This window comes from Kocuria rhizosphaericola, assembly GCF_044462205.1.
GTDB lineage: Bacteria > Actinomycetota > Actinomycetes > Actinomycetales > Micrococcaceae > Kocuria > Kocuria rhizosphaericola.
In genome coordinates this window covers 33,587-52,722 of record NZ_JBISWK010000084.1, presented here as the reverse complement: position 1 = coordinate 52,722, position 19,136 = coordinate 33,587, and the positions used below count along the sequence as shown (strand labels likewise).

At 68.4% G+C, this 19,136-nt stretch carries 16 protein-coding genes and 3 rRNA genes; 14 read left to right on the top strand and 5 right to left on the bottom strand.

Annotation, left to right across the window (positions count from 1 at the left end; translation table 11 throughout):
• Nucleotides 1–139 precede the first annotated feature (139 nt).
• The 9 genes from ACH9D2_RS08965 (at nucleotide 140) to ACH9D2_RS08925 (ending at nucleotide 10,580) form a co-directional block, all read left to right on the top strand.
• A 16S ribosomal RNA gene (locus ACH9D2_RS08965) occupies nucleotides 140–1,665 on the top strand.
• A 634-nt stretch (nucleotides 1,666–2,299) separates the two neighbouring features.
• Nucleotides 2,300–5,432 (top strand): 23S ribosomal RNA (locus tag ACH9D2_RS08960).
• Between the two features lie 192 nt (nucleotides 5,433–5,624).
• Nucleotides 5,625–5,741, top strand: a 5S ribosomal RNA gene (gene rrf, locus ACH9D2_RS08955).
• The 16S, 23S and 5S rRNA genes sit together here, the layout of an rRNA operon.
• A gap of 136 nt (nucleotides 5,742–5,877) precedes the next feature.
• Complete coding sequence (locus ACH9D2_RS08950; protein WP_396362495.1) at nucleotides 5,878–6,486, top strand: superoxide dismutase family protein; 609 nt, start codon at nucleotides 5,878–5,880, stop codon at nucleotides 6,484–6,486.
• A gap of 103 nt (nucleotides 6,487–6,589) precedes the next feature.
• The gene (locus ACH9D2_RS08945) at nucleotides 6,590–7,402 is read left to right on the top strand and encodes an alpha/beta fold hydrolase (RefSeq protein ID WP_396362494.1); all 813 of its coding nucleotides are present in this window, start codon (nucleotides 6,590–6,592) and stop codon (nucleotides 7,400–7,402) included.
• A gap of 162 nt (nucleotides 7,403–7,564) precedes the next feature.
• The gene (locus tag ACH9D2_RS08940; protein ID WP_396362493.1) at nucleotides 7,565–8,503 is read left to right on the top strand and encodes an SDR family oxidoreductase; all 939 of its coding nucleotides are present in this window, start codon (nucleotides 7,565–7,567) and stop codon (nucleotides 8,501–8,503) included.
• 138 nt (nucleotides 8,504–8,641) lie between these two features.
• A complete protein-coding gene (locus tag ACH9D2_RS08935) occupies nucleotides 8,642–9,478 on the top strand; it encodes a hypothetical protein (protein ID WP_396362492.1) in 837 nt (278 codons plus the stop codon).
• Nucleotides 9,475–9,948, top strand: a complete 474-nt coding sequence (locus ACH9D2_RS08930; RefSeq protein ID WP_396362491.1) for a phage holin family protein — start codon at nucleotides 9,475–9,477, stop codon at nucleotides 9,946–9,948. Before ACH9D2_RS08935 ends, ACH9D2_RS08930 begins: the two co-directional genes overlap by 4 nt.
• The gene (locus tag ACH9D2_RS08925) at nucleotides 9,945–10,580 is read left to right on the top strand and encodes a DUF3618 domain-containing protein (RefSeq protein WP_396362490.1); all 636 of its coding nucleotides are present in this window, start codon (nucleotides 9,945–9,947) and stop codon (nucleotides 10,578–10,580) included. Before ACH9D2_RS08930 ends, ACH9D2_RS08925 begins: the two co-directional genes overlap by 4 nt.
• Nucleotides 10,581–10,679: 99 nt before the next feature.
• Here the strand turns inward: ACH9D2_RS08925 and ACH9D2_RS08920 are convergent, their stop codons facing one another.
• Together ACH9D2_RS08920 and ACH9D2_RS08915 are read right to left on the bottom strand one after the other, a co-directional pair.
• The gene (locus ACH9D2_RS08920; RefSeq protein WP_396362489.1) at nucleotides 10,680–11,516 is read right to left on the bottom strand and encodes a GDSL-type esterase/lipase family protein; all 837 of its coding nucleotides are present in this window, start codon (nucleotides 11,514–11,516) and stop codon (nucleotides 10,680–10,682) included.
• 75 nt (nucleotides 11,517–11,591) lie between these two features.
• The gene (locus tag ACH9D2_RS08915; protein ID WP_396362488.1) at nucleotides 11,592–12,611 is read right to left on the bottom strand and encodes an LLM class flavin-dependent oxidoreductase; all 1,020 of its coding nucleotides are present in this window, start codon (nucleotides 12,609–12,611) and stop codon (nucleotides 11,592–11,594) included.
• A gap of 142 nt (nucleotides 12,612–12,753) precedes the next feature.
• On the opposite strand from ACH9D2_RS08915, the gene ACH9D2_RS08910 reads away from it, so the two are divergent.
• The 4 genes from ACH9D2_RS08910 (at nucleotide 12,754) to ACH9D2_RS08895 (ending at nucleotide 15,621) form a co-directional block, all read left to right on the top strand.
• Nucleotides 12,754–13,449, top strand: a complete 696-nt coding sequence (locus ACH9D2_RS08910) for an alpha-ketoglutarate-dependent dioxygenase AlkB family protein (protein WP_396362487.1) — start codon at nucleotides 12,754–12,756, stop codon at nucleotides 13,447–13,449.
• A 22-nt stretch (nucleotides 13,450–13,471) separates the two neighbouring features.
• Nucleotides 13,472–14,023, top strand: a complete 552-nt coding sequence (locus ACH9D2_RS08905; RefSeq protein ID WP_396362486.1) for a flavin reductase family protein — start codon at nucleotides 13,472–13,474, stop codon at nucleotides 14,021–14,023.
• Between the two features lie 169 nt (nucleotides 14,024–14,192).
• Nucleotides 14,193–14,897: a flavin reductase family protein gene (locus ACH9D2_RS08900; protein WP_396362485.1), complete on the top strand. Its 705-nt coding sequence runs from the start codon at nucleotides 14,193–14,195 to the stop codon at nucleotides 14,895–14,897.
• Between the two features lie 127 nt (nucleotides 14,898–15,024).
• A complete protein-coding gene (locus tag ACH9D2_RS08895) occupies nucleotides 15,025–15,621 on the top strand; it encodes a YceI family protein (RefSeq protein WP_396362484.1) in 597 nt (198 codons plus the stop codon).
• A gap of 86 nt (nucleotides 15,622–15,707) precedes the next feature.
• On the opposite strand, the gene ACH9D2_RS08890 is transcribed toward ACH9D2_RS08895, so the two are convergent.
• Together ACH9D2_RS08890 and ACH9D2_RS08885 are read right to left on the bottom strand one after the other, a co-directional pair.
• Entirely contained in the window at nucleotides 15,708–15,914 is a 207-nt protein-coding gene (locus tag ACH9D2_RS08890) for a hypothetical protein (RefSeq protein ID WP_396362483.1), read from the bottom strand.
• Nucleotides 15,911–16,309: a cell division protein CrgA gene (locus ACH9D2_RS08885; RefSeq protein WP_396362482.1), complete on the bottom strand. Its 399-nt coding sequence runs from the start codon at nucleotides 16,307–16,309 to the stop codon at nucleotides 15,911–15,913. The genes ACH9D2_RS08890 and ACH9D2_RS08885 overlap by 4 nt, the downstream gene beginning before the upstream one ends.
• A gap of 142 nt (nucleotides 16,310–16,451) precedes the next feature.
• Here ACH9D2_RS08885 and ACH9D2_RS08880 point away from each other — a divergent pair, with 142 nt between their 5' ends.
• Nucleotides 16,452–17,090 carry an anthranilate synthase component II gene (locus ACH9D2_RS08880; protein ID WP_396362481.1) on the top strand — a complete coding sequence of 213 codons (639 nt, stop codon included), beginning with the start codon at nucleotides 16,452–16,454 and terminating at the stop codon, nucleotides 17,088–17,090.
• Nucleotides 17,091–17,109: 19 nt separating this feature from the next.
• On the opposite strand, the gene pknB is transcribed toward ACH9D2_RS08880, so the two are convergent.
• Entirely contained in the window at nucleotides 17,110–19,134 is a 2,025-nt protein-coding gene (pknB, locus tag ACH9D2_RS08875; RefSeq protein WP_396362480.1) for a Stk1 family PASTA domain-containing Ser/Thr kinase, read from the bottom strand.
• Between the last annotated feature and the right edge of the window lie 2 nt (nucleotides 19,135–19,136).

Below are 19,136 nucleotides of genomic sequence, written 5' to 3'. Positions count from 1 at the left end.
GGTCTGTTGTTTGAGAACTCAATAGTGTGCCATGTTTGTTGATACCGGATGTTTTATTCGGTTGATTGGTTGTCGCCGTTCCGCCTCCGTGGGGTGGTGGCAGCATTTTCAGCCGGGGTTTGATGTTTTCGTTGTTTTTTTGACGGAGAGTTTGATCCTGGCTCAGGACGAACGCTGGCGGCGTGCTTAACACATGCAAGTCGAACGATGATGCCCAGCTTGCTGGGTGGATTAGTGGCGAACGGGTGAGTAATACGTGAGTAACCTGCCCTTGACTCTGGGATAAGCCTGGGAAACTGGGTCTAATACTGGATACTACCGTCCATCGCATGGTGGGTGGTGGAAAGGGTTTTACTGGTTTTGGATGGGCTCACGGCCTATCAGCTTGTTGGTGGGGTAATGGCTCACCAAGGCGACGACGGGTAGCCGGCCTGAGAGGGTGACCGGCCACACTGGGACTGAGACACGGCCCAGACTCCTACGGGAGGCAGCAGTGGGGAATATTGCACAATGGGCGGAAGCCTGATGCAGCGACGCCGCGTGAGGGATGACGGCCTTCGGGTTGTAAACCTCTTTCAGTAGGGAAGAAGCGAGAGTGACGGTACCTGCAGAAGAAGCGCCGGCTAACTACGTGCCAGCAGCCGCGGTAATACGTAGGGCGCAAGCGTTGTCCGGAATTATTGGGCGTAAAGAGCTCGTAGGCGGTTTGTCGCGTCTGCTGTGAAAGCCCGGGGCTCAACCCCGGGTCTGCAGTGGGTACGGGCAGACTAGAGTGCAGTAGGGGAGACTGGAATTCCTGGTGTAGCGGTGAAATGCGCAGATATCAGGAGGAACACCGATGGCGAAGGCAGGTCTCTGGGCTGTTACTGACGCTGAGGAGCGAAAGCATGGGGAGCGAACAGGATTAGATACCCTGGTAGTCCATGCCGTAAACGTTGGGCACTAGGTGTGGGGGACATTCCACGTTTTCCGCGCCGTAGCTAACGCATTAAGTGCCCCGCCTGGGGAGTACGGCCGCAAGGCTAAAACTCAAAGGAATTGACGGGGGCCCGCACAAGCGGCGGAGCATGCGGATTAATTCGATGCAACGCGAAGAACCTTACCAAGGCTTGACATTCACCGGACCGCCTCAGAGATGGGGTTTCCCTTCGGGGTCGGTGGACAGGTGGTGCATGGTTGTCGTCAGCTCGTGTCGTGAGATGTTGGGTTAAGTCCCGCAACGAGCGCAACCCTCGTTCTATGTTGCCAGCACGTGATGGTGGGGACTCATAGGAGACTGCCGGGGTCAACTCGGAGGAAGGTGGGGATGACGTCAAATCATCATGCCCCTTATGTCTTGGGCTTCACGCATGCTACAATGGCCGGTACAAAGGGTTGCGATACTGTGAGGTGGAGCTAATCCCAAAAAGCCGGTCTCAGTTCGGATTGAGGTCTGCAACTCGACCTCATGAAGTCGGAGTCGCTAGTAATCGCAGATCAGCAACGCTGCGGTGAATACGTTCCCGGGCCTTGTACACACCGCCCGTCAAGTCACGAAAGTTGGTAACACCCGAAGCCGGTGGCCTAACCCCTTGTGGGAGGGAGCCGTCGAAGGTGGGACTGGCGATTGGGACTAAGTCGTAACAAGGTAGCCGTACCGGAAGGTGCGGCTGGATCACCTCCTTTCTAAGGAGCCGTTGACCGCCGTGTGGTGGTCGCCCCCGCCTCAGTGCCCGTTCGTGGTGCTGGTGGGGTGAGCTCATGGGTGGAATATCAACGAGCAAGTGGCCGCTTCGCCTTTTCGTGTCCTGGTTCGCCGGGGTGTGGAGGGGGTGCCGGCCCGGTGTCGTCCTAGTACCTGCTGCTGGTCGTGAGCTTCGTTCTCGCGTGCTGGTGGTGGTGGAAGGGGTGGCTGCCGGGGTGGTCGGGGTGGTCCGTGGTGCACTATTGGGTCCTGAGACAACAGGCCCCGTCGCGGTGGGTTCTGCTGCTGTCCTCCTGTTCGGGGGGTGGTGGTGGGTCCGGTGTGGTGGGGTGTGGTGTCGGGTTCCCGGTGTCCTGCCGGTGGGTGGTTCTCCTTTGGGGGACCGGCCGCCAGGGTGTGGGATGTGCGGGTTGTTGTTTGAGAACTGTATAGTGGACGCGAGCATCTTAAGAACGGGTGCCGCAGGTGCGCGGGCGTTCTCGTCCTCCTTCGGGGGGTCGGGGCTCTCGTGCGGTTGTGGTGCCGTGTTCGTGATTGATCGCCGGAAACGCCGCTGCCGTGCTCCTTTTCGAGGGGGTGTGGTGGTGGTGGTATTCGGTGTGTTCTGTGATCATGTGGCAAGTTTTTAAGGGCGCACGGTGGATGCCTTGGCATCAGGAGCCGATGAAGGACGCGGTAATCTGCGATAAGCCTCGGGGAGCTGATAAACGAGCTGTGATCCGAGGGTCTCCGAATGGGGAAACCCCGCCGCGTGTTATGCGTGGTGACCCGCACCTGAATTCATAGGGTGTGTGGAGGGAACGTGGGGAAGTGAAACATCTCAGTACCCACAGGAAGAGAAAACAACAGTGATTCCGTCAGTAGTGGCGAGCGAACGCGGAAGAGGCCAAACCGATGGTGTGTGATACCCGGCAGGGGTTGCATCATCGGGGTCGTGGGGCACGTCGTCCCGGGTCTGCCGGCCCGGGCGTGTGAGTGCAGGACGATAGTCGAACCGGTGTGAGTGCCGGACCGGAGAGGGTGGGAGTCCCGTAGACGAAATCGTTGCTGCCGCACGGAGCGTGTACCCAAGTAGCACGGGGCCCGAGAAATCCCGTGTGAATCTGCCAGGACCACCTGGTAAGCCTAAATACTACCTGATGACCGATAGCGGACCAGTACCGTGAGGGAAAGGTGAAAAGTACCCCGGGAGGGGAGTGAAATAGTACCTGAAACCGTGTGCCTACAAACCGTCGGAGCCCTACAAGGTGACGGCGTGCCTTTTGAAGAATGAGCCTGCGAGTTAGTGTTACGTCGCGAGGTTAACCCGTGAGGGGTATCCGTAGCGAAAGCGAGTCTGAATAGGGCGAGTGAGTGGCGTGATCTAGACCCGAAGCGAAGTGATCTACCCATGGCCAGGTTGAAGCGCGTGTAAGAGCGCGTGGAGGACCGAACCCACTTCAGTTGAAAATGGAGGGGATGAGCTGTGGGTAGGGGTGAAAGGCCAATCAAACTTCGTGATAGCTGGTTCTCCCCGAAATGCATTTAGGTGCAGCGTTACGTGTTTCTTGCCGGAGGTAGAGCTACTGGATGGCCGATGGGCCCTACAAGGTTACTGACGTCAGCCAAACTCCGAATGCCGGTAAGTGAGAGCGTAGCAGTGAGACTGTGGGGGATAAGCTTCATAGTCGAGAGGGAAACAGCCCAGACCACCAACTAAGGCCCCTAAGCGTGTGCTAAGTGGGAAAGGATGTGGAGTTGCTTAGACAACCAGGAGGTTGGCTTAGAAGCAGCCATCCTTGAAAGAGTGCGTAATAGCTCACTGGTCAAGTGATTCCGCGCCGACAATGTAGCGGGGCTCAAGTACACCGCCGAAGTTGTGGCATTGCACCAATGATACCCAACCAGGGCACATGATCCTGGTTCAGGTGGTGCGATGGGTAGGGGAGCGTCGTGTGGGCAGTGAAGCTGCGGGGTGACCCAGTGGTGGAGCCCACACGAGTGAGAATGCAGGCATGAGTAGCGAATGACGGGTGAGAAACCCGTCCGCCGGATGATCAAGGGTTCCAGGGTCAAGCTAATCTGCCCTGGGTCAGTCGGGACCTAAGGCGAGGCCGACAGGCGTAGTCGATGGACAACGGGTTGATATTCCCGTACCGGCGAAGAACCGCCCATACCGAACCGGGGACACTAACCACCCGAACCGGGCCATGCGGTGACCATTGGTCATCGCCGGCTCCGGGGAGCGTGGGACCTGAACCGGGGAGGTAAGCGTATTAACAGGTGTGACGCAGGAAGGTAGCCGAGCCGGGCGATGGTAGACCCGGTCTAAGCGTGTAGGGCGACCCGTTGGCAAATCCGCGGGTCACATGAGCCTGAGACGTGACGGGACCCCCATTCGTGGGGGGATTCGGTGATCCTATGCTGCCGAGAAAAGCATCGACGCGAGGTTCCAGCCGCCCGTACCCCAAACCGACACAGGTGATCAGGTAGAGAATACTAAGGCGATCGAGAGAATCATGGTTAAGGAACTCGGCAAAATGCCCCCGTAACTTCGGGAGAAGGGGGGCCCCGACCGTGGACACCACTTGCTGGTGCGAGCGGGTAAGGGCCGCAGAGACCAGGGGGAAGCGACTGTTTATCAAAAACACAGGTCCGTGCGAAGTCGCAAGACGATGTATACGGACTGACTCCTGCCCGGTGCTGGAAGGTTAAGAGGACCTGTTAGCCTCACGGCGAAGCGGAGAATTTAAGCCCCAGTAAACGGCGGTGGTAACTATAACCATCCTAAGGTAGCGAAATTCCTTGTCGGGTAAGTTCCGACCTGCACGAATGGAGTAACGACTTCCCCGCTGTCTCAACCATGAACTCGGCGAAATTGCAGTACGAGTAAAGATGCTCGTTACGCGCAGCAGGACGGAAAGACCCCGAGACCTTTACTATAGTTTGGTATTGGTGTTCGGTGTGGCTTGTGTAGGATAGGTGGGAGACGGTGAAGCGGGCACGCCAGTGCACGTGGAGTCAACGTTGAAATACCACTCTGGTCACTCTGGACATCTAACTTCGGCCCGTGATCCGGGTCAGGGACAGTGCCTGATGGGTAGTTTAACTGGGGCGGTTGCCTCCTAAAGAGTAACGGAGGCGCCCAAAGGTTCCCTCAGCCTGGTTGGCAATCAGGTGTCGAGTGTAAGTGCACAAGGGAGCTTGACTGTGAGAGCGACAGCTCGAGCAGGGACGAAAGTCGGGACTAGTGATCCGGCGGTACATTGTGGAATGGCCGTCGCTCAACGGATAAAAGGTACCTCGGGGATAACAGGCTGATCTTGCCCAAGAGTCCATATCGACGGCATGGTTTGGCACCTCGATGTCGGCTCGTCGCATCCTGGGGCTGGAGTTGGTCCCAAGGGTTGGGCTGTTCGCCCATTAAAGCGGTACGCGAGCTGGGTTCAGAACGTCGTGAGACAGTTCGGTCCCTATCCGCTGCGCGCGCAGGAAATTTGAGAAGACCTGTCCTTAGTACGAGAGGACCGGGACGGACGAACCTCTGGTATGGCAGTTGTACCGCCAGGTGCACCGCTGCTTCGCTACGTTCGGAAGAGATAACCGCTGAAAGCATCTAAGCGGGAAGCTCGCTTCGAGATGAGATTTCCAGGCACCGATCGGTGCGAGAGGCCCCCAGCTAGACCACTGGGTTGATAGGCCGGAGGTGGAAGCACGAACCAACGACGTGTGCAGCCGACCGGTACTAATACGCCGACAACTTACACCACACCCCCACCCCCCAACACTGTTGGGACCACCGGTGGGGACACCACAGAACACCGCGTCCACTATACGGCTCCCAACCAACAACCCGTTGGCCAGGAACCACCCAGCAGCATCCACAACAGATGACTGTGACCAGATTTCCCCCCCACCACCACCGCTCCGGCGGTGGGCGGCACCCGGGGGGAGACAGAGTTACGGCGGTCATAGCGTGGGGGAAACGCCCGGTCCCATCCCGAACCCGGAAGCTAAGACCCACAGCGCCGATGGTACTGCACCCGGAAGGGTGTGGGAGAGTAGGACACCGCCGGACCACACCCAAGGGTCGAGCCCCCGACACACCGTGTCGGGGGCTCCCCGCATTTAACCCCCCACCCAGCCGTTGAAGGCTCTTCCACCTGGGCCTATGGTCGAGGAACAGCGACCGGCAGCGACGTGGAGGAGGAGCCGTGCGACGGACCAGGCTGATGGCGGCGGCGATCGGAACGACCGCCCTGGTGCTCGCCGGCTGCGGCGAGGACGGGAACGAGGATGCCGGCGTCGATGCGGTGTCCGCCCCCGCCGTGGCGGGCTCCCGCGCCGTCCTCCAGGACGCGGAGGGGGCCGAGGTCGGCACGGTCGCGTTCTCGGAGATCTCCACCGGCACCGAGGTCGTGGCCGAGATCCAGGGGCTCGAACCGGGATTCTACGGACTGCACGTGCACGGGACCGCCCTCTGCGAGCCGGACAGCAGCGCACCGGGGGACCCCGGCCGCACTGGAGCATTCCTCTTTGCCGGTGGTCATCTCGGGGGCGACGACGCCGAGCACCCCGGCCACGCCGGTGACCTGCCCGCTCTGTACGTGACCGAGGACGGTCTGGGCTTCCTCACGACCGTCACCGACCGCTTCGGCGTCCAGGACCTCGTCTCCGACGATGACGGCAGCGCCGTGATGATCCACTCCGGCCCCGACAACTACGCCAACATCCCGGAGCGCTACGCCCCGGGCGGCCCCGACGAGGACACCCTCGGCACCGGCGACGCCGGGTCAAGGCTGGCCTGCGGCGTCGTCGAATGACCTCGGCCCGTTCCGGCGGCGGGTGGGGGCCCGCTCCCGCGGCGGCGCCGTTCGCTACCCTGGGAGCGTTCCTGCCGAACGTCCGAGAGAGGGGTCTCCCACCATGCCCGACGTCAGTCCCGCCACCGCCCGGATCAACGGGGTCACCATGACCTACACGGACCGGGGGGAGGGGCCCGTGCTGATCCTGCTGCACGGTCACGCCTACGACCGGAGCATGTGGGCCCGCCAGATCGAGGTGTTCGCCGGCCGGGGATGGCGTGTGGTCGCCCCCGACCTGCGCGGCTTCGGCGACTCGGAGGTCACCGAGGGGATCGTCTACACCGAGGAGTTCGCCGACGACGTCGCCGGCCTGCTCGAGCACCTGGGGATCGACCGGGCGGTCGTGCTCGGCTTCTCGATGTCCGGACAGATCGCCATGGAGCTCCTCCAGCGGCACCCGGACCGGGTCCGGGCGCTGGTCGTCAACGACACCGTCCCCGAGGCGGAGGACATTGCCGGGAGGCGGCGCCGCCACGTCACGGCGGACGCCATCCTGACCGGCGGCATGGAGGCCTACGGGCGCAGCGTCCTGGCCAAGATGGTCGCCGAGTACACGGCGGAGTCCCGTCCCGAGATCGCGGCCGAGGTGCTGTCCATGCTGCAGGGCGCCCCGGCCAAGGGGGCCGCCGCGGCGATGCGCGGGCGCGCCGAGCGCAGGGACTTCACCGAGCTGCTCCGCGGCGCCCGGATCCCCGTGCTGGTCGTGGTCGGTTCGGACGACGCCTTCGACGGCGGCGCCGGCCGGCGGATGGCCGACCTCGCGCCCGGGGCGGAGCTCGTCGTCGTCGACGGGGCCGGCCACACCCCGAACATCGAGCAGCCCGCCGCCTTCGACGACGCCCTGGACGCCTTCCTGCGGCGGCTCGGGGCCTGACGGCCGCTGCGCCGCGGCGTCACGTCCCCGCACCCCGTGCGCCCTGGGCAGGTCACCCGCCCCGGGGGGACGGGGTGCTCTGTTCTCCCAGAGAGAACCGCTGTCGTCGCGGCCGATTGATCAGTATGCTGTTCACATCACCGCACGACGAAAGGAGTGGACATGACCGACACGAGCAACGGGAACCCCGAGGACGCCGACCGGGAGACGGTGGACCAGCTCGCGTTCCAGAACCCAGTGACGCGCTACCCCGTCCTGTCGCCCCCGAAGCAGGACCAGCCGGAGCCGGGCCTGGACGTCCAGCTCGAGCCGAAGACCGACCGCGGGGAGTTCTCCTACCGTGGCACCGGCCGCCTGGAGGGGCGCAAGGCCCTGATCACCGGGGCGGACTCGGGCATCGGTGCGGCCGTCGCCATCGCGTTCGCCAAGGAGGGCGCCGACGTCGCCCTGAACTACCTCCCGGACGAGGAGCCCGACGCGCAGGTGGTCAAGGCGATCATCGAGAAGGCCGGTCGCACGGCGGTCCTCCTTCCCGGGGACCTGAGCGACAAGGACTTCTGCGAGGCACTCGTGGAGAACGCCGTGGACGGACTGGGCGGGCTCGACATCCTCGTCAACAACGCCGGCAAGCAGGTGGCGGTCGAGCGCCTCGAGGACCTGAGCGACGAGCAGCTGACCGACACCTTCACGGTCAACATCGTGGCGATGTTCCGGATCACCAAGGCGGCGCTGCGGCACCTGCCGGAGGGCTCATCCATCATCAACACGACGTCCATCCAGGCCTACGAGCCGTCCCCGGACCTCCTCGACTACGCGTCCACCAAGGCCGCGATCAACAATTTCACCAAGGGACTCGGCCAGCAGCTGGCGCCCAAGGGCATCCGCGTCAACGCCGTGGCACCCGGTCCGTTCTGGACCCCCCTCCAGGTCTCGGACGGGCAGCCGAAGGAGGCGCTGCCCGAGTTCGGGCAGTCGACGCCCCTCGGGAGGGCCGGCCAGCCCACCGAGCTGGCCCCGGCCTACGTGTTCCTGGCCTCGTCCGAGTCCAGCTACGTCATCGGCGAGACCCTCAATGTCAACGGCGGCAGCCCCTCACCGTGAGTGCCTGCCGACGCGGGATCGCCGCGCGGACGGCGTGCCGATCCGGCGAAGGGGCTTGGCCCCGTGCGGCCTTCGCCATAGGCTAGGACCAGCCCGCACCATCAGTGGACTTATCAAGTGTTCCAGAAAGGCGGAATCATGACCACCAACCCCTATGACCCGACCCCCAACCAGGCAGGCTCGAGCCGTCCGGCCGAGACCGGCACCTCTTCCAAGAAGGACGCCGCCGCGGAGAAGGGCAAGGCCGAGGCGAACCAGCTGAAGCACGAGGCCGCGGGCTCCGGCCAGCGCGTCAAGGAGACCGCCAAGGAGGAGGCCGGGGCCGTCAAGCAGGAGGTCGGCGCCCAGGCGCAGAACCTCCTCGACCAGCTCCGGAGCGACCTCAAGGAGCAGGTCGGCCCGCAGCAGGACCGCATCGCCTCGACCGTGCGCTCCGTCAGCGACGAGATCAACGCCCTGTCCCGCGGCGAGCAGCCCGAGTCCGACTACGTGACCGGTCTGCTGGGCAGCGTCTCCGGCCGCGTCGAGTCCGTGGCCTCGTCCCTGGAGAACAAGGACGCCAAGGACCTGCTGGAGGACGTCCGCCGCTTCGCGGCCCGCCGCCCGGGCACCTTCCTGGCCGTGGCCGCCGGCATCGGTCTGCTCGCCGGTCGCGCCACCCGCGGTGTCAAGGACAGCGACGAGATCGCGACCGACCGCCAGGGCGCCAAGGAGTACTTCGGCGTCTCCGGCCAGCAGGGCCAGCAGGGCCAGGAGGGCCAGCAGGGCCAGGGCACGCCGGCCGGGGCGGGAGTCGCCACCGGCTCGGTCTACGACCAGGGCTACGACCGCAACCTCACGGCGACCGAGACCTCGGGCTACACCCCGGCCGACCCCTACGCCTACCGCTCCGACGAGCAGGGCGAGGCGGCCCGCACCTACACCGACCGCGTGCCCGGCACCGTCTACCCGGATCAGGAGGGCGACCGTCGATGAGCCATCCCATTCCTCCCTCGGACGCCGAGGACAGGGCGGAGCACGAGTCGCTCGGTGAGATGTTCAAGTCGCTGAGCACCAACCTCTCCACCCTCATCCAGCAGGAGATCGCACTGGCCAAGGCCGAGGCGACGCAGACGGTGCAGGAGGCCAAGCAGTCCGCCACGGACGCGGGCAAGGGCGCCGGCATGCTCGCCGGGGCCGGAGTGGCCGGCCACTTCGTCCTGCTCTTCCTGTCCATCGCCCTCATGTGGGGACTGAGCAGTCTCGTGGGGCTGGTCTGGTCCTCGGTGATCGTGGCGGTCATCTGGGCCGTCATCGCCGGCATCCTGGCCGCCCTCGGCAAGAAGAACCTCAACAAGGGCAAGCGGGAGATGACGGACGCGACCCAGGATCCGCTGCCCCTGACCCGCGAGACCGTCACCGAGATCCCGGACACCGTGAAGCCCTCCAAGAAGGAGAACCGATGAGTCAGCAGAACCCCGAACAGATCCGGGCCGACATCGAGGCCACCCGTGCTCGACTCGGTTCCGACGTCGACGCCGTCGCCGAGAAGGTGACGCCCGAGCGCGTCGTCGAGCGGCAGAAGAACAAGGTCCAGGACAAGGTGCAAGGAGTGAGGGAGCGCGTCATGGGTTCTTCTGACGACGAGACCACGGTGGGTGGCTACTCCGCCGGTGACGTCAAGAACGAGGCGGCACACCGTGCCGACCAGGCTCGCGACGCCGTGCAGAACGCTCCGGCCACGGCCAAGGCGAAGACCCGCGGCAACCCCCTCGCCGCCGGTCTGATCGCCCTCGGCGCCGGATGGCTCGTCGGCTCGCTGCTGCCCTCCACGCAGAAGGAGCAGGAGCTCGTCTCCGACGCGGCGGACCGGGTCCAGCCCCACGCCCAGCACGCGGTCGAGTCCGCGAAGGGCATGGCCCAGGAGGTCGCCCAGGACATGAAGGAGCCGGCCCAGGAGGCCGCGCAGTCCGTCAAGGAGACCGCGCAGTCCGGCGCCCAGGAGGTCAAGTCGCAGGGCCAGGGCGAGGCCCAGCAGCTGAAGTCCTCCGCCCAGGATTCGGCGCAGTCCGTCAAGGACGAGACGAAGAACTCCTGACGCCCACCCGGCCGCACCCCGGCCGGGACCCGGTGTCGCACCGGCACGACGAAGGCCCCGGATCGACGATCCGGGGCCTTCGTCGTGGCCGGGAACCGGTCAGCGGGCCCGGGCGACCTGCCCCAGGAGCCCCGGGAAGTAGCCGGAGAGGTAACCGCGCTCGGTCGGGTGCAGGTTGTGCTCGCTCTCGGCGTCGAAGAGGATCCACGGCTCCGCCGAGCCGACGCCGTGGCCCCGGAACCGGTCGGTGACGTCCACGAAGACGGCGTCCTCGTCCTCCACGGCCGCCGCGAGGGCGGCATTGAGCTCGTCCGTCCAGTAGTTGAGCTGGGCGGCCCGCTCGGCGGAGAGCAGCGGGGAGTCCTGCCGGTCGTCGAAGAGGCGCGGATACCCCAGCACCACGATGCGCGCGTCCGACACCGCGTCGATGGCGGCGACGGTCTCGGCCGCGGAGGCGGCGGCGACGTCGATGAGCGCGGGCGCCTGCGCGAGCATGGCGTCGCACGGCTCCGGTCCGAGGGCGGCCTCGGCGGGCGCGCTGCAGGCCTCGATGAACCTGCCCCACCCGATGTCGTTGCCCCCCATGGTCAGCGTCACCACCTCGGCCTCCGCGAGGGCGTCGGCCACGAGCTGCTCCCCCAGGAGCCCCCGCACCTCGTGCGTCTCGTAGCCGGCGCAGGCCGCGTCCAGCGTCACCTCGACGCGCGGGTGCGACGCCAGCTTGTCGACGTGGTCCCGTCCCGTCCCCTGGAAGCATCCGGGCAGGTCCTCGACCTGCTGGAGACCGCCCGTGCCGAAGGCTGCGGAGTAGGAGTCGCCGAGGTTGACGAGCTCGATGGTGCGCGGTGCCGCGGCGGCCGGGGAGGCGGCCGCGCCCGCGAGGGCGAGCGCCGAGGCCAGAGCGGTGGCGGTGCGTCGGACGGAGACGGAGCGCATGGCGGGAACCTTTCGGGAGGGGTGGCGCCTCCCGGGGGCGGCGCCGTGGCGGCGGACGCCGGCGACTCCCTGAATTTACAGTCGGGACGCCCCGGACGGAAGATCCGCCGTGGTGCCGGCTGCCCAGGCCCCGGCCAGGACGTCGAGGGAGTGCAGCACCTGCTCCTGGGTGGGGGAGGCGGGGGCGACCATGAGCTCGTCGGCGTCCGCCGTGGCCGCGAAGTCCTCCAGGTAGGACCGGACCTCAGGGCCCGTGCCCGCCGTCGACCAGTGCAGCATGTGCAGGATCTGCTGCCCAGCGGGGCTGTCCATCACCATGTCCAGTTCGGCCTCGCTCAGATCGCGGCCGCGGCCCACCATGGCGCGCACCCGTTCGCGCCGGGCCGTCCCGAGCTGCTCCGCGGCGTCCTCGGTGGTGTCCGCGGCGATCACGTTGACGGCCGCGATGACGTACGGCTCCGCGAGCTGCTCGGAGGGCCGGAAGCCGGTGCGGTAGGCGGCCACGGCCTCCACCAGGGCGTCGGGGGCGAAGTGGGACGCGAACGCGTAGGGCAGCCCGTAGGCCGCGGCGAGCTGGGCGCCGAACAGCGAGGAGCCCAGGACGGTGAGGGGCACGTCCGTTCCGGCGCCCGGCACGGCGCTGACCCCCGGGACGATCGAGCGGCCGCTGAGATACCCCTGCAGCTCGCGGACGTCCTGCGGGAACTGCTCGGCGGCGGAGGGGTCGCGGCGCATGGCCCGCACCGTCCGCAGGTCCGTGCCGGGAGCGCGGCCCAGGCCCAGGTCGATGCGCCCGGGGTGCAGCTCGGCCAGCGTGCCGAACTGCTCCGCGATCACGAGGGGGGAGTGGTTGGGCAGCATGACCCCGCCCGCGCCCAGCCGGATGGTGGCGGTGTGCGCCGCGACGTGGGCGATCAGCACGGCCGGGGCCGAGGAGGCGATCGTGGGCATGTTGTGGTGCTCCGAGTACCAGACCCGCAGGTAGCCCAGCCGCTCGGCGTGCTGGGCGAGCCGCACGGAGTCGGCGAAGCTCGCGCCCACAGAGGCGCCCTTGCGGACGGTGGCGAAGTCGATGACGGACAGGGGCAGCGGCACGGCGGGCCTTTCCTGGGGTTCGGGGGACCCTCCACGCTACTCCTTCCGCCCGGGGAGCGCCGTGGTGGTCCCCACACCGCGGTCGCGCACGGCACGGGGCGCCGGGCGCACGGTGTCGGCGGTCACGGCTACGCTCGGCAGCATGATCGACCCCTCGACCCCTTCTCCGGGGCCCGAACTGTTCGAGCTGCCGCGGGAGCGCGCCGAGATCGCCCCCGGCGCCGTCCACGTGCCGGGGTGGCTCGGGCCCCAGGAGCAGCGCGAGCTCGTGCTCCGCTGCCGGGAGTGGGCCGTGGGCCCGGCGCCCATGCGTCACGTGGTGCTCCCGGGAGGCGGCCGGATGTCCGTGCGCTCCACGACGCTGGGCTGGGACTGGGCACCCTACCGCTACCTGCGCACGGGGGAGCACAAGCGCGCCCCGGACATGCCCCCGTGGCTGACCGAGCTGGGCCGCCGGGCCGTGCTGGAGGCCTACGGGCCCGGCGGCCCGGACGTGCAGGACTACCGGCCGGACACCGCCCTGGTGAACTTCTACGACGCCGCCGCCCGGATGGGCATGCACCAGGACAAGGACGAGGCCTCCGCCGCGCCGATCGTCTCCCTCTCTCTCGGGGACGCCTGCGTCTTCCGCTTCGGGAACACGCAGACCCGCTCGGCGCCGTACCGGGACGTCGAGCTGCGCAGCGGCGACCTCTTCGTCTTCGGCGGTCCCTCCCGCTATGCGTTCCACGGGGTGCCGCGCGTCCGCCCCGGCACCGGGGCGGCCGAGCTGGGCATGAAGGGCGGGCGGCTGAACATCACCCTCCGGATGACGGGGCGGTCCGGGGCGGTCCGCTGAGCACCCGTGCCAGACTGGCGGCATGGAGCTCCCCGACCCCGCACCGGCCCACCTCGTCGACCCGGCGGCGCCCGATGCCGAGGACGTCGGCGCCTACCGTCTGCTCGCCGCCGACATCGCCTCCGGCGTCGCGGTCGTGGCCGCCCGGCACCGGCGGCGTGACCTCGCCGCGACCGTGACGGGATTCCTCGACGTCTCCTACGACCCGCCCACCATGCTCGTGAGCCTCTTCGAGGAGGGGCGGATCTGCGACGCCGTGGAGGCCTCCGGCGCCTGGACGCTCTCCGTGCTGCGCCGTGACCAGGAGAGGACCGCCAACTGGCTGGCGAGCCCGGGCAATCCGGTCGAGGGCCTGCTGGACAGCGTGGCCTTCCGGCGCGCGCCGCGCTCGGGGGCCCCGGTGCTGGACGGGGCGCTCGCGTGGTTCGAGCTCTCCACCGTGGCCGTGCACACCGCCGCGACGCACCGGATCGTCGTGGGCGAGGTGACCGCGATGGGCCGCGGGGTCACCGAGGCGCAGGCGGACGACCCGCTGGTGCACTACGCGCGCGGCTACCGGGGCCTGACGCGGTGACCCCGGGGCACCGGACACGGCCACGGTGCCCGTGCAAGACTGTGACGTCGGGTGTCCCCTGCCCCGTCAGCGATGGAATCGATTGTCTCCCGCGCCGGTTCTGGCCTTAGCGTGGGCGGGTGGGGCCGCCCGGCGGCATCCACCTACGGCTCTCCACGGAAGGACTCTCATGGCGGCCCAGCACCACGAACGCCGACCTCGCCGAGGGCACGACGACAGTGCGCCCGCCGGGGGCCCGCCGGAGAGGACGCCGGAGCAGACCGTGGAGGAGCCCCGGCTGAGCGCGGTCCCGCGGCCGGGCGCGCCGGCCGAGCGCGCGGCCGCGGAGGTCGCCGACCTCGAGATCCCGGCCGACCACCTCGAGGACCTCCAGCACGTGGGCGAGGCGTTCAAGGCGGCCTTCGCCCACCACCCGGCGGGGGTCGCGATCATCACCGCACGCGGCCCGGAGGGGCCGGTGGGCCTGACGGCGTCCTCCGTGTCCTCCGTGTCGGTCGTCCCGCCGATCCTCGGCTTCTCGTTGCAGGCCCGACAGGGCTCGGCCGCGCTGCTGGCCGAGGCCGACTCCTTCCTGGTGCACCTGCTCGACGCCGAGAACCTGGACCTCGCCCGGTCCTTCGCCGTCTCCGGGGCCCCGCGCTTCGGGGCGGACATGCCGTGGGAGTACCTGGAGACCGGGGAGCCTCGGCTGCTGAGCGTCGCCCGGGTCCTGCGCGCGGTCCCGCTGGCCCGGATCAAGGCCGGACCCGCGCTCGTGTTCAACGCCGCCGTGGTCGACGTCCTCGGCGACGAGGGCACGGGCGTCCCGCTCGTCTACCACCGCCGCCGGTTCCACGAGCTCAACGACCGCTCCGCCCTGGACCCCGAGGCCTGAGCGTCCGGCGGAAGGGCCCGTGCGCTCCGCCGGGAACACCCCCGAGATTGTTGTTGACACATCACTAAGGTGCTCGTAGAGTAGTTGACGAAGCAACCAATTGCTCGTCGCTCACAAGGAGAACACCATGTCCCAGCTCAACGGTCTCGTCCCCGGTTCCTGGACCTTCGACCCCGCCCACTCCGAGGTCGGCTTCGCCGTCCGCCACGCCGGCATCTCCAAGGTGCGCGGCACCTTCGGCGAGCTCGACGCGCAGCTCGAGGTCACCGACCCGGTCGAGAACTCGACCCTGAGCGCTACGGTCCAGATGGCGTCCATCGACACCAAGAACTCGGACCGCGACGCCCACGTGCGCAGCGCCGACTTCTTCGCCGTCGACGAGCACCCCACGATGACCTTCACCTCGACCGCCGTGGCGTTCGAGGGCGAGGAGGGCACGATCACCGGTGAGCTGACCATCAAGGGCGTGACCCGCACCGTCGAGCTCGCCACCGAGTTCAGCGGCGTGGTCGTCGACGCCTTCGGCGTGACGCGTGCCGGTTTCTCCGCCGAGACCACCATCTCCCGCAAGGACTTCGGCATCACCTGGAACGCCGCGATGGAGGCCGGCGGGGTCCTGGTCTCCGACAAGGTCGTCATCAGCCTCGACGTCGCGTTCACCGCACCGCAGAACGACCCCGAGGAGACCGTCGAGGGCCAGGAGGCCGTCTCGGCCGAGGCCTGATCCCGCGCGACCGCCCCGCGCGCTCACGCCTGTGGCCCGCACCCCGGAAGGGGTGCGGGCCACAGGCGTGAGCGTCGTGACCGGTGCTAGCGGAGCTGTTGCACGAGGAACCAGATCGCGGGCCCCGCGATCAGCAGCAGCAGCGCCCATCGGCGCAGCCGCACCTCGAACGTCGCGGCGTTGAGCCGCCGTCCGTCCTTCGGCCGGGACTCGGCGATCTCGTCCTTGAGGGGTTTGGGGGAGGGCTCGTGCGAGTCCTCGGGACCGGTGCCGGCGTGGGACACCGAGGTCACCTCCACCTGGTGGTCATGATCAGGCCCGCCATCATGAGGGCCAGACCGACCCCGATGTTCCACATGCCGATCCCGGGCACGGGATAGGCGCCCTGGAAGAGGTAGTAGAGGATGAGCCACAGCAGCCCGACCACGAGCAGGCCCAGCATGATGGCCTTGTACCAGGTGGGTGTGGGTGCGTGGGCCGCAGGGGAGCCGTGCCGGGAGCGCTCGGTGAGCTCCTGCGCCACCGCGTTGGCCGCAGCCTCCGGGTCGAAGGCGGTGGAGCCGCCGGGCAGACCCTCCGCGGCCAGCCGCGCCAGCTCCGCGTCGACGGTCGGGGCGGGCGGTGCCGTCCGTCCGGAGCCGTTCGAGCGGCGGGCGGGCTTCTTGCGGCGGTTCTTGGACTCGGGCACTGATCCTCCTGGTCACCAAGCGGGCCGTCTGCACGGCGGGGGGTCCGGTGCACCAGTCTAGCCGCCCGGTGCGAGCCTTCCCGCGGACGCGTAAGCTGGGCGGGCGCACGCGCCGAGAGGCACCCCACTCCCAGGAGAACCTGTGACCGTCAAGATCCTCGTCGTGGACAACTACGACAGCTTCGTCTACACCCTCGTCGGCTACCTCGAGCAGCTCGGCGCCGAGACCACGGTCATCCGCAACGACGACCTCGACGAGGCCGCCGCGTGCGCGCTCGCCGACGAGCACCAGGGCGTCCTCCTCTCGCCCGGGCCGGGCGCTCCCGCCGACGCCGGGGTGTGCACCGCCCTGATCCGCCACGCCGAGCAGACGCAGCAGCCGCTGCTCGGCGTCTGCCTCGGCCACCAGGCCCTCGCGGAGGCGTACGGGGGCACCGTCACCCACGCCGAGGAGCTCATGCACGGGAAGACCTCCCAGGTGGAGCACAACGGCACGAGCGTCTTCGGCGCGGTGCCCAGCCCGTTCACGGCCACCCGCTACCACTCGCTCGCCGTGGTGGACCAGTCCGTGCCCGACGTCCTCGAGGTCACCGCGCGCACCCCCAACGGGGTGATCATGGGGCTGCGGCACAAGAGCGCCCCGCTGCACGGACTGCAGTTCCACCCCGAGTCCGTCCTCACCGAGGGCGGCTACCTCATGCTCGGCAACTGGCTCGAGCTCGTGGGGCTCAAGGGCGCGGCGCGGGCCGCCGCGTCGCTGTCCCCGCTGATCACGGTCTGACCGCGGAGCGGGCCCCGCGTCATTCGTCGTCGCGGGCCCGCTCCGCGGCCTCGCGGTCGCGCTCGTCCGCCTGCTCCGCGGCCTCGCGGTCGCGCTCGTCCGCCTGCTCCGCCGCCTCGGGCCGGTCCTCCTCGTCGTCGCCCGCCTGTGCGTCCTCGGCCGGCTCCTCCGAGGGCTCCTCCGTTTCCACGTCGTCCTCCTCCGGTTCCGCCGTCTCCTCGGGGGAGGGCGACGGGGCGGGCGAGGAGGTCGGTACCGGGACCGGCTGGGGCTCCGGGGCGACCGCCACGGTGAGCGTGATCGTCGAGCCCTGCGGCACGGACTGGCCGGCGTCGACGCTCTGGCCCAGGACCTGCCCGGCCCGCACCCCCGCCCGGGGGGTGGTGACGACCTCGGCCGACAGGCGGGCCGCGTCGGCGCCGAGGACCGCGACGGCCTCCTGCCGGCTCAGCCCCACGACCTGCGGCACGGTCACCTGTCCCGAGGACAGCACGAGCTGCACCTCCGAGCCGCTCCGGACAGTGGTCCCACCGGCCGGGTCGGTGGCGACCAGCATCCCCTGGGGCACCCACGAGCTGTTCACCGATCGGGTGGCCTCGGCGGGCGCGAGTCCGGCGGACTCCAACGCCTCCCGGACGTCCTCCTCGGACCGGCCGACGAGGTCGTCGGGGACCTCCACCTCGGAGGGCCCCCTCGAGACGCCGAGGACCACGGTGGATCCCTCCTCGAGCTGCGTGTCGGCCGCCGGGTCGGTGCCGACGACGTCGCCCTCGGGCACCTCGTCGTCGAAGACCTCCTCACGCTGCGGCACGAGCTCCGCGTTGCGCAGCACCGTCTCGGCCACCGATGCGTCCATCCCCGCGACGTAGGGAACGGCGACGAGCGCCGGTCCGCTGCGCTGGTCCTGGAACCACTGGAGGGCCACGACCCCGAGGACGGCGAGGACCGCGAGGACGAGCAGGCCGAGCAGCGCCGAGCGCAGAGGACTCCGCCGGCGGCGCCGGGCGGGGGCCGACCCGCTGTCCCGGGCGTCCACGGCCACCGGCGCCGCGGCCACGGCCGTTCCCTCGGCCGTGGGCGGGCCCGACACCGCCGCGGCAGGCACCGGGACGGGCGGGAGGGTCTTCGTGTCCTCGTCCCGCGCCCGCACCGCGTCCAGCGGCTGGGTGGCATCCAGGTCCCCCGGCACCGCCGGGCGCAGCTCGCGCAGCGCCCGGCGCATCTGCCCGGCGTCCTGGAAGCGGGCGGAGCGGTCCTTGGCGAGGGCCTTGGCCAGGAAGTCGTCGACACGCCCGCCGAGCCGGGGATCCAGTTCGGAGGGTGCGGGAGGACGGTCCCGGACGTGCTGGGCGGCGATGTCCACCGAGGACCCGCCCACGAACGGCGCCCGCCCCGTGAGCAGCTCGAAGAGCACGCACGCGGCGGAGTAGAGGTCGGAGCGGGCGTCCACGGACTCGCCCCGGGCCTGCTCCGGGGACAGGTACTGCGCGGTGCCGAGGACGGCCTGCGCCTGCGTCAGCGCCGGCGAGGTGTCCTCCACGGCCCGGGCGATGCCGAAGTCCATGACCTTGATCTGCCGCTCCGGGGTCACGATCACGTTGGCGGGCTTGATGTCGCGGTGGACGATGCCCGCCCGGTGGCTGTACTCCAGGGCGTCGAGGATGCCCAGCGTGATGTCCACGGCCTCCCGGGGCGTGACGGTGTTCTCGTGGATCAGCTCACGCAGGGTCCGGCCCGGCACGTACTCCATCACGATGAACGGCCGGTCCACGCCCTCGTCGGTCCCCGCGAGGATCTCGCCCGTGTCGTAGACCGAGACGATCGAGTGGTGGTTCAGAGCCGCCACGGACTGCGCCTCGCGCTTGAACCGCTCGTGGAAGGTGTCGTCCCGGGCCAGCTCCGGGCGCAGCACCTTGATGGCCACCCGCCGGCCCAGCCGCCGATCCCGCCCGAGATGGACGGTCGCCATCCCGCCGCGGCCGATGGTCTCACCCACCTCGTAGCGGTCGTTGATCAGGGATGGGACGGGGTTCCGGCCCGGCACGG